This window comes from Salinithrix halophila, assembly GCF_042650125.1.
Classification (GTDB): domain Bacteria; phylum Bacillota; class Bacilli; order Thermoactinomycetales; family DSM-45169; genus Salinithrix; species Salinithrix halophila.
In genome coordinates this window covers 241,957-257,995 of sequence record NZ_JBHSAP010000007.1, presented here as the reverse complement: position 1 = coordinate 257,995, position 16,039 = coordinate 241,957, and the positions used below count along the sequence as shown (strand labels likewise).

Genomic DNA, 16,039 nt, shown 5'->3' with positions numbered 1-16,039 from the left:
CCCACATGAAAGACCCCTTGTTTACCGTCTCCCAAGAAGATTGGTCCCTGCACCGAAAGGGCTACCAAGATCAGGTACGCCACCAGCAGAAGGTGAAAGAGGCCATCAAGAAAAACATGGCCGATCTTATCTCGGAGGAGAGTATTATCCTCTCCGACGGGAAGCAGGTGGTAAAGATACCGATCCGTTCCATGGACGAATACCGCTTCCGATACAACTACAACAAGGGAAAGCATGTGGGCCAGGGGGATGGAAAAAGCCAGGTCGGTGACGTCCTCGGCCGTGAACCCGGTGAAAGAGGACCGGGCAAAGGGCAGGGGGCGGGCAATTCCCCCGGTCAAGATTACTATGAAGCTGAAATCTCCGTTGAGGAACTGGAGAGCATTCTTTTCTCCGAGATGGAATTGCCTCACCTGCAACGCAAAGAACAGGATGAGATCGTTACCAAAGATGTCCGCTTTAACGACGTCCGCAAAAAAGGCCTAATGGGCAACATCGACAAGAAGCGAACTCTTTTGGAATCCCTCAAACGGAATGCCATACGGGGAGGGAAGGGTTTCGGACGCATCTCCGATGAAGATTTGCGTTTTAAAACCTGGGAGGATATCGTCATCCCCCATTCCAACGCCGTCGTTCTTGCCATGATGGACACCTCGGGCTCGATGGGCATCTTTGAAAAGTACATTGCCCGCAGCTTCTTCTTCTGGATGACCCGCTTCCTTCGCACCAAATACGACCAGGTGGAAATCGTCTTTATCGCCCACCATACCGAAGCCAAAGAAGTGACCGAAGAACAGTTTTTCAATAAGGGAGAATCCGGTGGCACTATCTGTTCCTCCGCCTACCGGAAAGCCCTCCAGATTATCGACGAACGCTATCCCGCCTACCGTTACAACATATACCCCTTCCATTTCTCCGACGGCGACAACCTCACCTCCGACAACGAACGTTGCACGAAATTGGTCAAGGAGCTGATGAACCGCTGCAATATCTTCGGCTACGGAGAGGTGAACCAATACAACCGCCACAGCACCCTCATGAACGGCTACAAGCATATCCAGGACAAGAAATTTATGCACTATGTCATCCGGGAAAAAGGGCAGGTGTACGATGCGCTGAAGCACTTCTTCTCGAAGAGAGGAGACACAGGCTAAGGGAAGGTATTAGGAAAACCCGCTCCCATATTGGGGGCGGGTTTTCCTTTTCGAAGATCACCCTTTGGACGATAAGTTTTTTCTACTTTTTCTGTTAACGCAGTGTCAGTCGGATATTAATAAAGGTCGAATAGAAAAATATTATTTACATCATAATAAATATTTGATAATATGGGTCTGATTTAATTTGGTCGATATGTTGGAAAAGGGAAGAAGCCTGGAAGCAGAAAAATATGGAGTGATAAAATTTGTTTGATTTTGATAGTATGAATCCATCCGTATATGAACCAGATTATATCCCTTTGCTGTTAATATTTTTAGGGCTTATCTATTTGGTGTATTTTGGGTTAGTCATCTCTAAAATCAAATTAGATGCCCTAACTGCGAGCACCCTTGTAATCTCTTTTCTAACCTATTTACTTGTTGGATTTTATATGACTGGGAAAGGCTATTATGTTGATGGGAAAAAGCTCCTGACAACCTATTATTTCATGTTTTTGGGTTTTTGGAATTAATATTATTAACATTTCCGTATGTATTTTTAGCTTTAGCGGCAGGTTTGGGTGAAAAGCGGGAAAAAACCGAAATATAGTTTCATGGCAGCAGCTAGCCTCCTATATTTCCAGTTGTATTTGACCAGTATAATCGGCATTCGACCCTGATGAAGGCCAACATACACATCCAGGACAAGAATTTCATGCACTATATCATCCGCTAAAAAGGGCATGTGGACGGTGTACTGAAGCATTTTTTCTCGAAGAAGGGAAAGCAACCCCACTTTTTCATGAAAGCGGGGTTTTTTGTGTGTTTCATGATAACGACAGCGTTGCTGGATGAATGAATAAATCCTCGATAGGTACTCATCTTGGAATGGATGCCCAGGGTGTTTTGGATTGTAGGAATCGCCCTGGTGGGTGAAGTGGTCAGAGGTTTGGACTTCTGTACGGACAGACACCTCCATAGGCTACCCTATACCCGAATGGGAAGGTTCTTTTTCCCACCCATAAACAGTTGACAAACCGATGAAAGGGCCATAATGTTGAGAGAAAAACTGAAGGTTTAATGATTATTGTGCAGCTTCCGACAGTCGATGGTTCGATAAGTAGCAGAGGAAGGAAGGGTACGCCATGGAATCGAAAAAGCAGGTTGCAGGCAAAACATTCGATGGGTGGATGTCTGAATTTCCGATTTTGACTGACATCGTTTCCACCAAAGCGGTTTTTTGGACGAATCCTCATTACAAACCATTTGAGCATGCTGTCCCTTCCCTGTCTGAAGCCGATATTGCGGATGCGGAAGCAAGACTGAAGCGGTTTGCTCCCTATATCGCGGAGGCTTTTCCGGAAACCAAAGAAGTTGGAGGGATCATCGAATCGCCTTTGGTTCCCATTCCACAGATGCAGGAGGAGTTGGAACGTCAATTTGGGGGAGCCATTCCTGGGCGCATGTTGCTTAAGTGCGACAGTCACTTGCCGGTGAGCGGATCCATCAAAGCGAGGGGTGGCATTTACGAAGTATTGGCCCATGCGGAAGAACTAGCCATGCAACACGGAATGCTTTCGGTTCATAACGATTATACCGTTCTTCACTCTGATCGATTTCGTCAGTTTTTTTCTAATTATTCCATCGTGGTGGGATCGACCGGGAATCTCGGCTTAAGCATCGGTATCATCAGTGCAAAGTTGGGGTTTTCGGTGACGGTGCATATGTCGGCAGACGCCCAGCAGTGGAAAAAGGACTTGCTTCGAAGCAAAGGGGTTTCGGTCGTTGAACACGCTACCGATTACAGCAAAGCGGTGGAAGAAGGGAGGAAGCAGGCAGAAGCGGATCCAACCTGTTATTTTATCGATGATGAGAATTCCAAACGACTGTTTTTGGGATATGCAGTGGCAGCTTTTCGATTAAAGGGGCAGTTGGAGAGGTTGGAAATACCTGTTGACCAGGATCACCCTTTATTCGTCTATTTGCCGTGCGGCGTAGGTGGAGGCCCTGGCGGTATCGCTTTCAGCTTAAAGCAGATCTACAAGGAGCATGTACACTGCTTTTTTTCCGAACCAACTCATTCACCCAGTATGCTGTTGGGTTTGCTGACTGGGCTTCATGATCAGGTTTCTGTACAGGATTTTGGGATCGATAACAAGACTTCTGCGGACGGCCTCGCTGTAGGCAGGCCCTCTCGTTTTGTCGGTAAAATCATCGAACCGCTGTTAAGCGGAACCTTTACCGTGGATGACGAGACCTTGTATACCCTGTTGTATACGTTGAGCAAGAAGGAAAACATTGAGTTGGAGCCCTCCGCTTTGGCGGGAATGCCCGGGCCTTATCGACTCTTGCATTCGAATGCTGGCGTCTCGTATTTGAAAGAGCATGGCCTGATCGACAAGCTGGGAAACAGCACGCATATGGTATGGGCAACTGGAGGAAGCATGGTGCCTGAACCTATCATGTCCGAATACATGGCCAAAGGATCGGGTTCCAATGGTTAGGGATAAAAGACGAAAATAGAAAAGCCGGGCGGAGGTCAACCCTCGCCCGGCTTTTTTCTAATCGATCAGCGGTTTTTAAACCGGCCCCGGCGTCTTCCATATCGTTAACACTCCATGAGCGCCGCGTTTACGCTTTTTCCTCCAACTTCTTCAGGTCATTGTTGTGTCCGATCATGACGAGGATGTCTCCCTCATGGATGGTATCGTCCGCCAAGGGAGCGATATTGATGTGTGGACCGCTTTTAATGGCCATGACATTGCAGCCGAATTGAGCCCGGATATCGATTTCCTCTAGTGTCTTTCCTGCGAAAAATTTTCCAGCACTCATTTCAATAATACTGTAATCGTCTGCCAGTTCGATGTAGTCGAGGATGTTGGGAGAGATGAGGTTGTGAACAGCCCGTACCCCCATGTCTCGCTCCGGATAAACCACTTTATGAGCACCGATCTTGTAGAGAACTTTTCCATGGAGGTCGTTCCGTGCTTTTACCACTACTTTTTTTACGCCCAACTCTTGAAGGACCAGGGTAGTCATAATGCTGGATTGGATGTCTTCTCCGATGGAAACAACCACAACGTCAAAATTGCGGATCCCAAGCGCCCTCAACGCATGTTCATCGGTGGAATCCGCTTCGACTGCGTGGGAGACGATCTGAGAAAAAGCCTGGACCTGCTGGGGATCCTTGTCGATGGCCATCACTTCATATCCCATATCATGAAGGGTCTTTGCGACACTGCTGCCGAATCGACCGAGTCCAATAACCGCAAATTGTTTGTTCATGCCGATTCTCCTTTGCTGCATTCAAAGTGGAGTCTACGATCATTTCTTTAGAGTCAAGAAGATTAAGGAGGAACGCCTTCATAGAAAAAGCCATCGAAGTGGGTCACTTCGGTGGCTGGTTGAAAACCATACAAAAGAAACCACCACTCCCTCTCCGGAACGCTTACGGGGTTAGCTGACGGATTCGGGCTGATGGAGAGTTTGCCCTACCTGTGCGGTACAGGATTCACCCCAAGAAAGTCGGGTCCCCCGCTCCTTACGGATTCAGCGAATAGAATGGCGCTTTATCAGCGTTTGACGAAATATGAACCTAATTTACTGCCATAACAATCATGTTGTCAAGTACTTTTCGATGATCTAGACAGAGGTTTTACAACCAAAAATAAAACCCAACATTCAAATAAACCTGTAACCGATAGTGAGGTTTTGTTTAGTTGTCGAAAAAGGCAAAACCTCCGCATGGTAAATACCCAAGACAGGGTATTCGCGTGCTTTTGCATCCAACCTAGAACACTAGTGAATAAAACACATAGGATGATATAAATGGGAGAAAGGAGATAAACCATAGGTGAAGATGAAGCTTCGAAAAAAACCAATGAAGCGATTGCCGGGGCCGGTTGCGATCGGTGGGGTAGGGGGAAGCGGAACCAGAGTGGTTGCGGAATTGTTAAAGCAACTGGGCTTTTACATGGGATCGGAAAGTGTTGAAAAAGATAATATCTCATTAAATAGGAAGAAAAAGCTTTTTATCCGTCTCCCTCGATCGAGACATCGGCACATCCTAAAAGAATTTGAAAAAGGGATGGTCCATCGTTATAACGTTGATTACACTCCCTATATCGGATGGGGGTTTAAAGCCCCTTGGATCCATCTCTATTTAAAATCGATGAATAAGCATTTTCGTTCACTCAAATATATTCATGTCATACGAAATGGGTTGGACATGGCGTTTAGTGAAAACAAACGGCAGCTACATCTTTGGGCGAGTCGTTTTAACATTGAGATTCCCAAAGATGATAAATACCTGCCTGTTGCCCAACTCAACTATTGGATCAAAGTGAATCGTAGATCGATCAGACTGGGTAACAAGCTTTTGGGCAACCGGTTTTTCGTGCTCAATTACGACCAGCTTTGTCTTAACCCCAAAATGGAAATCCAAAAATTGATCCGTTTTTTGGAGTTGGATGTGAATGAAACGGATATCGATTCGCTGTCTCGCATTGTTCGGAAACCCGAGTCCTTTGAACGGTATAAAAAACATGATTTAAGTATTTTTAACGAAGAACATGTCCAAGACGTCCGAAGTTTCGGGTTTACAATAGAAAAATAAAATCGCTGATAACGAGCGAAAAATGGCCCCTACACGATAAACCAAGTGTAGGGTTTTGTTAGCAAACAAAGCACATAGGATGATAGAAAGCCAAAAGAAAGGAGCGAAACCATCTTTGGCTCATTCAGCGGAAGGATTACCAGGGCCGGTTGTAATTGGTGGGGTCGGGGGAAGCGGAACCAGAGTGGTTGCGGAATTGTTGAAACAACTGGGCTTTTATATGGGAGTGGATGACGGCAATAAACCGAATCAGTTGAAATCCAATGATAATCAATGGCTAAATGGAAAACGTTTCATACGCACACCCCTAACGAGACAACAAGCTCTTTTGCGGGAATTTAAGAGAAAGATGCTCCATTCTCATGCAGTTGATTATACACGGTATATCGGGTGGGGATTTAAAAACCCCTTTACGCATCTCTATTTAAAAACATTGAATAGACACTTTGACTCACTCAAATATATCCTAGTCATACGGAATGGGTTAGACATGGCGTTCAGTGAAAACAAACGGCAGCTTCGTCTTTGGGGGAAGCGCTTTAACATTGAGATGCCCAAAGATAAAAAATATCTCCCTATCGCCCAATTGAACTATTGGATTAAATCCAATCGAAGATCGATCAGGCTGGGGAATAAGCTTTTGGGCAACCGGTTTTTCGTGCTCAATTACGACCAGCTTTGTCTTAACCCCAAAATGGAGATCCAAAAATTGATCCGTTTTTTGGGGTTGGATGTGAATGAAATGGATATCCATCCGCTGTCCCGCATTGTTCGGAAACCGGAGTCCTTTGAACGGTATAAAAAACATGATTTAAGTATTTTTAACGAAAAGCATTTCCAAGCCGTACGTAGTTTCGGATTTGAAGTAAAGCTGTAATTCGGGCCGAACCCGACAAACCCAGCTAATCTAGCTGGGTTTGTCGGGTTCGAAAAGGGCGTCCCTTCGAAGGCGCCAACTTGTTGCATCTAGACCCCCGTTGCTCGTAAACTCGGCCCAGGCAGTGAGGCTTTTTCGTTCTCTCTTGCCTATGAATCAATTACCATGTACAAAAATATAGGGCTCGATAATCCATGAGCCTTCCATAAAGAAAACCCAGGATTACCCCTAGGAAACAAGTATTCCTCTGCTTCTTTTTGCCCATTTTGGATATCCGGATCCAAACGATTAATTATGCCAATTGACATCCCATGTATTCGAGAGATTGAAGGTACTTTCCAGGCTCTTATTTTTAGCCGCTGCCGGGTTTGCTGTCTTGTGAATGGGTTAACTCTACATAGCTTACTTGTGGAGAGGTGTTTAAGCTGACAGTGATGAACAGCGCCGCAATGAGAGCAACGAATGATCTTTTACTCCACTTTCTCAAAGGTGATGTCCTCCTCAGTTTGTAATTCAATTTGTAGTTGATACATATTTCGTGTTATTTGCTGAAATTCCTTGTCGCTAATATTTTCCAAACATTGAGCCAAATGGAGCATGTTTTTATATGCTCTTTTCTTAAGACCGTGTTTCTCTGCAATTTCGGCCCCTCGTCGATAAAAGGCGATAGCTTCTGATTTCTCGTTTTGTAGTCGATGAAAGTCTCCCATCACTTGTAGAGCATAAGTTAATTGAGGGACATCATTATGTTTTTCGCCAAGTTGAATGGCTCTGTTAATGGCCTGCTTGGCTTCGTTATTTCTTTTTTCTTTTAGATAGAGGAGGCCCAACCGGGCATATGTCGTAATAAATTTATCCTCATCTTCTTTGGGGAGCTTCCCCTGCAAATGGAGTGCCGTATCAAAACATTCTTCAGCCTGTTCCCAGTCTTTTTGTTGCATGTAAACGCTACCCAACACTGTCCAAAAATCAAATATCATTGTATATTGATGATTCATTCTCGCTTTTTCCAGGCCGATTTCTGCGTATTCAATCGCTTGATCCAATACACCTGTACGTCGGCATAATTCAGCCCGAAGCCAATAAAAGGATAGAAGGGTTTCTGTTTGCTCGATATGAGGCAACTCATCCCATATTTCATGGACGACCCCGATAGCTTCCCCGAGGCGGCCTAATCTCTCCAGGTAGATCGCTTTATTCCGTTTGAGAAGGTATTTGAATTGCGGTCGATCCCCGTTATCTTTGAATGCATCGATCCCGCTTTCTGCGTACTGCAATGCCTGTTCCATATCATTTTGATAGTAAAGGCAAAGGCTCAATTCCGTAAAAGCAGCAGCTTCTATGTTGGAATTTGTCTGACTACCCAATCGAATCGCGTTAAAGAAAGAGCGCTCTGCTCTTTTCCAATTCCGTTGACTGCTATAGCACTTCCCCTTGATGTAATGGTAGTAGGCTGCATAGGGATGGGAATCGTCAAGGGTTATTTGGTCCAGCTTTTTTAATGCTTTTTCAGCTTCCCCGATATCCCTTAGGGTTTCCGTTTGGAACAAATAAAATTGTAGTTTCTTCAATTCTTTCTGCTCACCCAGCAAGATTTCCGGTACTTGTTCCAATGGGATATTCAACTTATTCAGAAGGTAGAGTGCTTTTTCAACCCCTACATGGGGAACGCCTCTTTCAATGTTGCTTATGGTGGCAGGAGAAATGTTTTTGTCAGCCAAATCCTCCAATCGAAGGCGTCGTTCTTTACGGACTTTTCGAATAATTTCACCGACCTCGTGAATATCTAAGGACTCCAATTTATGCCCACCTTTCCGCTACCTGGGATTAATAATTATATTTTATACCAACTGCTTGTTTTTTGGAAATAGTATACATCCACCTTTTTCAGCTACAACGCTTTAAAATCTTTTAGCGACAGTAGAGAACATAACCTTTTCCATCAGCGAAGCGGCCCCTTGCCCGGTAATCCACCGGTCAAGGGGCCGCTCATGGTTTTTACACTTCTGCACGGACATATCCGCGAAATTTTTGTTCCAGCCACTCCCCCAATTGGAAAATCGTCTCCTCGTTCCCATTGCCGCCGATCACCTGGATGGCTGCCGGGAGGCCGTCTTCTCCTTCGCCGACCGGGATGACGAGTGAAGGTAGTCCCCATACATTGGCATAGGCGACAAAAGGCATATAGGTTTGATACGTTTTGCGCATGGAGAAAATCTCCCGGTATAGCTGGCCATGGGGTAAGGCTGTACGGTGGTAAACGGGAAGGATCAACAGGCGTCGGTTGAAATAAGAGTTCAGCTCCTGGTCCCCGGCGGTTAGGGTCTGTTGGATGGCGGCCAGCCGTTTTTGGCTCGGTTTAAATAAGCGGGCACCGATGAGGGCCCAGGACAGATAGCGGTGCAAGTCCGACTTCTTCCCCAGTATTTCCTTCGCAAACTCCCAAATCGGACGGATCGGCTTGTCGTCAAAAGCGATGGTTGCCGTATCATGGGCTCCATCGATGGACATGATCCATTGCCAAAGTTGGGCGGATTCCCGATAATAGGGCGGCTCCTGATCGGTCAGGGAAAAACGGCGATCCATGGTTTGCACGACCTGTTTCATTAAGGATGCGGTTTCCTCCTGAAGGGGATAGTGCTGATCGTGTAAAGGAAAAACGATTTCGAAGGAATCCAGGGAGTCCGATGGGGGAGGGGAAGCCAGAATGGAATGGATGAGGCGTGCATCCCGGACTGATTTGGCGATGGCTCCCATTCCGAGCATCCGCTCCTGCAAAGGAATCCGGATAGGTGGGAACGAACCGGCTTGCGAAACTTGTCCACGACCGCTTTTAAACCCGATGACGCCGTTAAAATGACAGGGAAAGCGAATAGAGCCGCCGACGTCGGAGCCTACCCCCACTGCCGCTCCACCGGCGGCGATCAAGGCTCCCTCACCGCCGCTTGAACCACCCGCTGTACGAGTCACATCCCAGGGATTGTTTGTCCGTCCAAAACACTTGTTTTCTGTTTCCTGACAAAAACAAAGGGAAGGAGTGTTAGTTTTTCCCAGAATAATCGCGCCTTCTCTCCGAAGTTGAGCAACGATGGTCGCATCTTGGTCAGCGATATGATCTCTTCGATGGGAGAGGCCACTGGTCGTCCGCATCCCTTTCACATCAAAGGATTCTTTGATGCTGATCGGAACTCCGAACAGCTGGCCCCGGGCGTTGCCGAGTTTCAATTGTTCATCAGCCTGTCTGGCTTCCTCCCGTGCTTGATCAAAGCGCTCCTCTACCAAGCAGTTAAGGTGGGGTTGGATCTTTTTCAGGTGGGTGATATAAGCTTCAGTAGCTTCCAGGGAAGAGAGTTCACGATTGCGGACCTTCCGGGCTACTGTCGTGGCGTCGAAGTCCAGGATCGACATGATATTCACCTCGATTAGTCAGGGTCTGTCCCGTTTCAGACCCAGAATAGTGAATCATTTCCGTTTATTAAAAAGTGTATCATGACCGCTGGTCTTCATGAAAGGAAAATAAAAAAAGCACCTTGAGATGGAAGCTAAAAGACTTTCATGGTTAGATACTGTCTCCAAACCTTACAAACTTTAAAGCTAGATGTAATATGAATCGATAGTTTCGCTTTCGCTTCCTCCTTTACACTTGTCATTATACATGGAAGCTAGGGGTGGAACGGGATGTCGATCTTTTTACAGGTGGCTGTATCATTTGGATTGAGTGTTATCTTGGGTCGATGGGCGATACCCTTTTTTAAACACATGGAATGGGGACAGGCTATTCGAGAAGAAGGGCCGAAGAGGCATTATGAAAAGACAGGAACGCCGACGATGGGTGGGATGATTTTTCTCGCCGCTTCCGTGGTGACGGTAGGGGTGACCGGTATGGCAACGGGTGTGGATCGAATAGAAGAAGACTTGCTCTTCTTGTTATTCGTTACATTGGGTTTCGGATTGGTCGGTTTTTTAGACGATTTTGTCAAGGTGGCGATGAAACGGAATCTGGGACTGACGAACAAACAAAAATTGCTAATGCAATTTTTCATGGGTTCCGTTTTTCTTTTTCTGTTTTTGAATCATCCGATTCATGGGTTTGAAATCCAATTTTCCACTACGCTAGAAAGTTTGTATTTCTGGTTGTTACTCCTTACTCTAGTCATCGTCTCCAATGCCGTGAACTACACCGACGGCTTGGATGGTTTGGTGGCAGGGACCTCCGTGATCGTTTATGGCGTATACATATGGATTGGGATACAACAGGACAACCCGGTGGTCGTTTTGTTTGCAGCATCGATGGTAGGGGCGATTTCCGCCTTTTTGCTGTTTAATTGGCATCCCGCCAAAATTTTCATGGGCGATACCGGATCTCTCGCTTTGGGTGGTGGAGTTGCCGCCGTGGCGGTGGTCACCGATACCGTAAAGTTGCTGCCCGTTTTTGCGGCGATTTTCCTATTGGAGATGTTATCTGTGATGGTCCAGGTGTTCTCGTTTAAAGTTTGGGGAAAGCGGATTTTTCGCATGAGCCCTGTTCATCATCATTTTGAATTGCTGGGTTGGTCAGAACGGAAAATCGTCACCGTGTTTTGGTTTTGCCAACTGCTTTTCTCAGGAATCGGTGTGGGCCTTTATTTATCTTAATTCGTGTGATAAGGGACCCGGTTTTTTTTTACTGTCATTCCGTTGATCCTGTATACTTACCTTAGGCTAGGGTCATGCCCTGCCAATGGTCTATGTCCCATTGCTCCTTGATCGGGGCATTCTTTTTTTATTCCCAGTGTTCCGGCGGGCGGTTGTGAAGCCTATCATAACCATGCAAGGCCTGCGAAGTGCGGGCCTTTTTGTTGGGGAAGGTTTGGGATGATGAACCCTTGAAGGTAAATGAACCAGCTGATTGGGGAAAGATAGAATCCTGTGGTCATTAAAACCCCGTGTCAAATCACACTTCTTACCTTACAAGAAGCGGGACAGCATGGTATTCTGTTAGAAGTACAACTCCGAATCCGTATGAGGTGAGAGTTTGTGAACCGGAAGGAGGAAAACATGGATAAAATAATAAACCGACATCAAGAGGCTTCGGCCATGCTGAAAGCGACCAGCCGAACCTTCTTCATTCCCATTAGCCGTCTGCCGGAAGGCTTGAAAGAAGCGGTTTCCTCTGCGTATCTCTGTATGAGGGCCATTGATGAAATCGAGGATGATCCTGCGCTTCCTTCTGATGTAAAAGCTAACCTGTTACGTTCTTCCCAAAGGATCTTACAACAACCTGAGGCTGATTTGGACCGGCAATGGACGAACTTGATGGAACCCCACCGGTCACGGCTGCCGGAAGTGACTTTGCGAATGAATGATTGGGCGAAACTGAGCCCGCCAACCGTCCGGTCCCTTGTGTACGATAAGACGGGAATTATGGCAAAAGGCATGGCGGACTGGGTATGTAAAGAGTGGGATATCCGGACAGAGGAAGACTTGGATGATTATACGTACTATGTGGCGGGGTTGGTCGGTGTACTCCTAAACGATCTTTGGCGGTGGTACGACGGCACGGAAACGGATGAAAAGCTGGCTGTCGCTTATGGGCGTGGCTTGCAAGCAGTCAATATCATTCGGAATCGGGAGGAGGATCTTGCCCGGGGGGTGGATTTCTTCCCTAATGGGTGGTCGATGGAAGAAATGTTCTCGTATGCCCGCCGAAATCTAGTGATGGCGGATATTTATACGGACAGCATTCAATCCCAGCCGATTCTTGAGTTCTGTAAAATTCCTTTGACACTCGCGCATGGAACCCTCCGTGCTTTGGAAGCAGGGGAATCCAAGCTCAGCCGGTTTGCGGTGAAGGCATTGGTCAAAAAAATTATTGGGGAGTAGTGAAAACTCTCTTCTCATATATTGGATCGCAACCAAGCAGTCGCTTCTCTTTAGGGAGCGGCTTTGTTGTGGAAAGGGGGTTAGGACCATGGTTGAACCCAATCAAGCGGCATTCTGCCCAATATGCGGTAAAGATAATGATTGCGGCAACCTAGCAGGAAAGCCCCGTGGTACATGCTGGTGCGACAAAGAGGTGTTCCCTCCTGAAATCCTTGAGCGAGTATCATCTGAGCAGCGAAAAGCATGTATTTGTCAAGGCTGTGTGAAACGTTACAAAAAGGAGTGAGCAGTAGAAAAGTTTGCTATTCGTCCCAGTGGAAGCGGATTCATGCTACAATAAAAGAAGCCGAGAGAAGCAAACAATTTGGATCGACCCTCATTTCCGGTCCATGTAGTCGGAGTGGTTCGCGGGATAAAGGGTGACACGATGTCTTTATTTTATCTTCTTATCTAAAAATGCGGCCCATTCTTTTTATGATCTTCTGTCAAAAGCGCCCGTATGGGTGCTTTTACATGCGTCCTCGGCATGAAAGCAATCAATTCCAAGCCAACAAGGGGCAAGTCGGCAGATTTCCGCTGTTGCAACTCCCCTAGAGGATATGGGTATAATGAAGGCGGTTTCCGATGAACGGCTACAGCCGTTGGGTTCCGGTTCACCTACAGAGAAGAGAACCGATAACAGTCGCAGTTGGAGGGAGTGCCGTATGGCATCTGGGAACGTAGACAGTGAAAACGCTTGGCAACGGTTTCACGGACCGAACCTAGGCTACATCCAAGAGTTATATGAACGGTATATGGAAGATCCGGCGTCCGTTGAGGAGCCGATGCGGGAGTGGTTTGATGAGTACGGGGCGCCCCCCGGAATGGAAGGAGGCGTTCAGAAACAGGAAGCGCCGCCAGCCGGGATTCCTGGGGACGTATCCTTTTTGAAAAAGGTGGTGGCGGCGGAAAAGCTGGTGAACAGCATCCGCATCCACGGACATATGGCGGCTCAGCTTGACCCGTTGGGTTATCACGAGCCGGACAATCGGCGGCTGATTCCGGAGTCCTTCGGTCTGACCGAGGCGGAGTTGGAATCGATTCCCGGTGAGGTTATCAAGCCACATGCCCCGGGTAAGATGCGGACGGCACTGGATGTGGTCCGGAGTCTCCGGGGTCTCTACACCAAAACGATCGCTTTTCAGTTCAGCCATGTTCATAGTTCCGAGGAACGGGAATGGTTGTATAAACGGGTGGAATCGGGACTTCTCCCGGCGATCCCGTCAAAGAAAAAAGCGGCCGTTCTGAGGCGGTTGGTTGAGGTGGAGGAGTTCGAGCGTTTCCTCCATCGTACCTTTGTCGGTCAAAAGCGTTTCTCCGTCGAAGGATTGGACATGCTGGTACCCTTAATGGATGAGATTATCCACTGTTCGGTTAACAGCGGTGTCCGTTCCATCAATATTGGGATGGCTCACCGGGGGCGTTTGAATGTCCTCGCCCACGTTCTGGGCAAACCCTATGAAAAGATTTTCTCCGAGTTTCACCATTCCCCGAACAAGGACCTAGTCCCTTCGGAAGGCTCGATGGGAATTAACTACGGTTGGACAGGGGATGTCAAATATCACCTGGGGATGGACCGTGAGTTTGAAAATGAAAATGAGGTTCATGCCCGTGTAGCTCTCGCTAACAACCCGAGCCATCTCGAATATGTCAATCCTGTGGTCGAGGGATATACTCGCGCTGCTCAAGAGGACCGGAGCCAAGTCGGTTATCCCGAACATGATGTAAGCCGGTCCCTCGCAATTCTCGTTCACGGAGATGCGGCCTTCCCCGGTGAGGGTGTTGTGGCGGAAACGCTCAACTTTGACCGGCTTCCCGGTTATCAGACGGGCGGCTCCATCCATATCATCGCTAATAACATGCTTGGCTTCACCACGGACAGCCGGGACTCCAGGTCTACCCGCTACGCGAGCGATCTGGCCAAGGGCTTCGAGATTCCGGTCGTTCACGTCAACGCCGACGATCCTGAAGCTTGCCTGGCCGCTGTACAGCTGGCTTGCGAATACCGGACCCGGTTTTGCAAGGACTTCCTCATTGATCTGATCGGGTACCGGCGTTATGGCCATAACGAAATGGATGATCCGGTTGCGACCCAGCCGAGCCTCTACAAAAAGATCCAGAAGCATCCTACCGTTCGTAAGTCTTATGGGGAGACCCTCGTCAAAGAGGGAACGATCACCCAAGACGAAGTGAAAGCATTGGATCAATCGGTTCAGGACCGCCTGCAAAAAGCCTATCAGACGGCTAAAGAGAATCGGAAGAACGGCAACGGGCGGGTCGATGCGGGTGAGCTGATTCCGGACCTCGTACCGGAAATCAACACGGGAGTCGACCTGGATTTGCTTCGGGAGATCAATGTGGAACTCCTGAAAAGGCCGGAAGGCTTTCACACCTACCCCAAGCTTGAGAAAGTGCTTCAGCGGCGGAGTGACGCTCTGGAAGGGGAAGGAGCGGTTGACTGGCCTCTGGCGGAGACCCTCGCTTTCGCCTCCATTCTGGCGGATGGGAGACCGATTCGCCTCACCGGGCAGGATACCGAACGGGGAACCTTTGCCCACCGCCACCTGATGGTCCATGATCCCGAGACAGGCCAGAAATTCTGCCCCTTACATCGTTTGCCTCAGGCTAAGGCATCCTTTGCCATCCACAATAGTCCGCTGACCGAGGCCGCGGTGATCGGGTTCGAATACGGATACAACGTATACTCTCCTGAGACGCTGGTGCTGTGGGAAGCCCAATTTGGTGATTTCGCCAATGCCGGGCAGGTGATCATCGACCAATTCCTGTCCGCTGGTCGGGCCAAGTGGGGGCAGAAATCCAGCCTTGTGATGCTTCTCCCTCATGGATATGAAGGTCAGGGACCGGAACACTCCAGCGCCCGCTTGGAGCGGTTCCTCCAGATGGCGGCGGAAAATAACTGGACGGTGGCCAACCTATCCAGTGCGTCCCAATACTTCCACCTTTTGCGGCGGCAGGCAGCGATCACGGACAAAGAGGACGCCCGGCCCCTTGTGCTGATGACACCGAAGAGCCTCTTACGCAACAAGCGGACCGTCTCCAAAGGGGAGGAATTCCAGAATGGCTGTTTCCGGTTTGTGCTGGAGCAGCCGGGTTGGGGCCAAGATGTTGACAAAGTGGAGCGACTGATTCTCGCCAGCGGTAAAGTGACCATCGATCTGGAAGAGATGGGCGAAAATGAAGAGCGCTCCGAGGACGTTCATGTCCTGCGCGTGGAGCAGCTGTATCCCTTCCCTAGGGAAGAAGTGCGGCAGGTTCTCAGCCGGTTCCCCAATCTAAAAGAACTGATTTGGGTTCAGGAAGAGCCTCGCAATATGGGAGCATGGACCTATATGGAACCGCGTCTGCGCGCTGTAGCCCCCGATGGCATCGCTGTGGACTACATCGGACGTCCCGAACGGTCCAGCACAGCGGAAGGACAGCCAGACGTACACGATATCGAACAGAAACGCATCCTGAGGGCAGCGCTCAAAATCCAAGGGTAACGACACG

At 48.2% G+C, this 16,039-nt stretch carries 11 protein-coding genes and 1 riboswitch; of the genes, 8 read left to right on the top strand and 3 right to left on the bottom strand.

Annotated elements, in window-relative coordinates; all coding sequences use genetic code 11:
* The first annotated feature begins 5 nt into the window (after positions 1 to 5).
* Both yhbH and ACFOUO_RS03360 read left to right on the top strand, forming a co-directional pair.
* Positions 6 to 1,154 (top strand): sporulation protein YhbH, encoded by a 1,149-nt coding sequence (yhbH, locus tag ACFOUO_RS03365; protein WP_380702151.1) that lies wholly within the window; start codon positions 6 to 8, stop codon positions 1,152 to 1,154.
* 1,127 nt (positions 1,155 to 2,281) lie between these two features.
* Entirely contained in the window at positions 2,282 to 3,640 is a 1,359-nt protein-coding gene (locus ACFOUO_RS03360) for a D-serine ammonia-lyase (protein WP_380702149.1), read from the top strand.
* 127 nt (positions 3,641 to 3,767) lie between these two features.
* Here ACFOUO_RS03360 and ACFOUO_RS03355 read toward each other — a convergent pair whose 3' ends face one another.
* Positions 3,768 to 4,421, bottom strand: coding sequence for a potassium channel family protein (locus tag ACFOUO_RS03355; RefSeq protein ID WP_380702147.1), 654 nt, complete (start codon positions 4,419 to 4,421; stop codon positions 3,768 to 3,770).
* 145 nt (positions 4,422 to 4,566) lie between these two features.
* Positions 4,567 to 4,701, bottom strand: a riboswitch (cyclic di-AMP (ydaO/yuaA leader).
* 294 nt (positions 4,702 to 4,995) lie between these two features.
* Here ACFOUO_RS03355 and ACFOUO_RS03350 point away from each other — a divergent pair.
* Together ACFOUO_RS03350 and ACFOUO_RS03345 are read left to right on the top strand one after the other, a co-directional pair.
* Positions 4,996 to 5,751: a sulfotransferase gene (locus ACFOUO_RS03350; protein ID WP_380703229.1), complete on the top strand. Its 756-nt coding sequence runs from the start codon at positions 4,996 to 4,998 to the stop codon at positions 5,749 to 5,751.
* 115 nt (positions 5,752 to 5,866) lie between these two features.
* Positions 5,867 to 6,628 carry a sulfotransferase gene (locus ACFOUO_RS03345; protein WP_380702145.1) on the top strand — a complete coding sequence of 254 codons (762 nt, stop codon included), beginning with the start codon at positions 5,867 to 5,869 and terminating at the stop codon, positions 6,626 to 6,628.
* A 470-nt stretch (positions 6,629 to 7,098) separates the two neighbouring features.
* Here ACFOUO_RS03345 and ACFOUO_RS03340 read toward each other — a convergent pair whose 3' ends face one another.
* Entirely contained in the window at positions 7,099 to 8,427 is a 1,329-nt protein-coding gene (locus tag ACFOUO_RS03340; RefSeq protein ID WP_380702143.1) for a helix-turn-helix domain-containing protein, read from the bottom strand.
* Between the two features lie 199 nt (positions 8,428 to 8,626).
* Positions 8,627 to 10,036, bottom strand: coding sequence for an amidase (locus ACFOUO_RS03335; protein WP_380702141.1), 1,410 nt, complete (start codon positions 10,034 to 10,036; stop codon positions 8,627 to 8,629).
* Positions 10,037 to 10,306: 270 nt separating this feature from the next.
* Here ACFOUO_RS03335 and mraY point away from each other — a divergent pair, with 270 nt between their 5' ends.
* The 4 genes from mraY (at position 10,307) to ACFOUO_RS03315 (ending at position 16,032) form a co-directional block, all read left to right on the top strand.
* Positions 10,307 to 11,263, top strand: a complete 957-nt coding sequence (gene mraY / locus ACFOUO_RS03330) for a phospho-N-acetylmuramoyl-pentapeptide-transferase (RefSeq protein WP_380702139.1) — start codon at positions 10,307 to 10,309, stop codon at positions 11,261 to 11,263.
* Between the two features lie 402 nt (positions 11,264 to 11,665).
* Positions 11,666 to 12,490 (top strand): squalene/phytoene synthase family protein, encoded by an 825-nt coding sequence (locus ACFOUO_RS03325; RefSeq protein ID WP_380702137.1) that lies wholly within the window; start codon positions 11,666 to 11,668, stop codon positions 12,488 to 12,490.
* An 88-nt stretch (positions 12,491 to 12,578) separates the two neighbouring features.
* Positions 12,579 to 12,776: a cysteine-rich CWC family protein gene (locus ACFOUO_RS03320; RefSeq protein ID WP_380702135.1), complete on the top strand. Its 198-nt coding sequence runs from the start codon at positions 12,579 to 12,581 to the stop codon at positions 12,774 to 12,776.
* Between the two features lie 418 nt (positions 12,777 to 13,194).
* Positions 13,195 to 16,032: a 2-oxoglutarate dehydrogenase E1 component gene (locus ACFOUO_RS03315; protein WP_380702133.1), complete on the top strand. Its 2,838-nt coding sequence runs from the start codon at positions 13,195 to 13,197 to the stop codon at positions 16,030 to 16,032.
* Positions 16,033 to 16,039 lie beyond the last annotated feature (7 nt).

Bases quoted from the DNA above. Each gene is read 5' to 3' on its own strand.
- ACFOUO_RS03325 (WP_380702137.1), top strand. From the start codon at position 11,666: ATGGATAAAATAATAAACCGACATCAAGAGGCTTCGGCCATGCTGAAA.
- yhbH (WP_380702151.1), top strand. From the start codon at position 6: ATGAAAGACCCCTTGTTTACCGTCTCCCAAGAAGATTGGTCCCTGCAC.
- mraY (WP_380702139.1), top strand. From the start codon at position 10,307: ATGTCGATCTTTTTACAGGTGGCTGTATCATTTGGATTGAGTGTTATC.
- ACFOUO_RS03335 (WP_380702141.1), bottom strand. From the start codon at position 10,036: ATGTCGATCCTGGACTTCGACGCCACGACAGTAGCCCGGAAGGTCCGC.
- ACFOUO_RS03320 (WP_380702135.1), top strand. From the start codon at position 12,579: ATGGTTGAACCCAATCAAGCGGCATTCTGCCCAATATGCGGTAAAGAT.
- ACFOUO_RS03315 (WP_380702133.1), top strand. From the start codon at position 13,195: ATGGCATCTGGGAACGTAGACAGTGAAAACGCTTGGCAACGGTTTCAC.
- ACFOUO_RS03355 (WP_380702147.1), bottom strand. From the start codon at position 4,421: ATGAACAAACAATTTGCGGTTATTGGACTCGGTCGATTCGGCAGCAGT.
- ACFOUO_RS03360 (WP_380702149.1), top strand. From the start codon at position 2,282: ATGGAATCGAAAAAGCAGGTTGCAGGCAAAACATTCGATGGGTGGATG.
- ACFOUO_RS03350 (WP_380703229.1), top strand. From the start codon at position 4,996: ATGAAGCTTCGAAAAAAACCAATGAAGCGATTGCCGGGGCCGGTTGCG.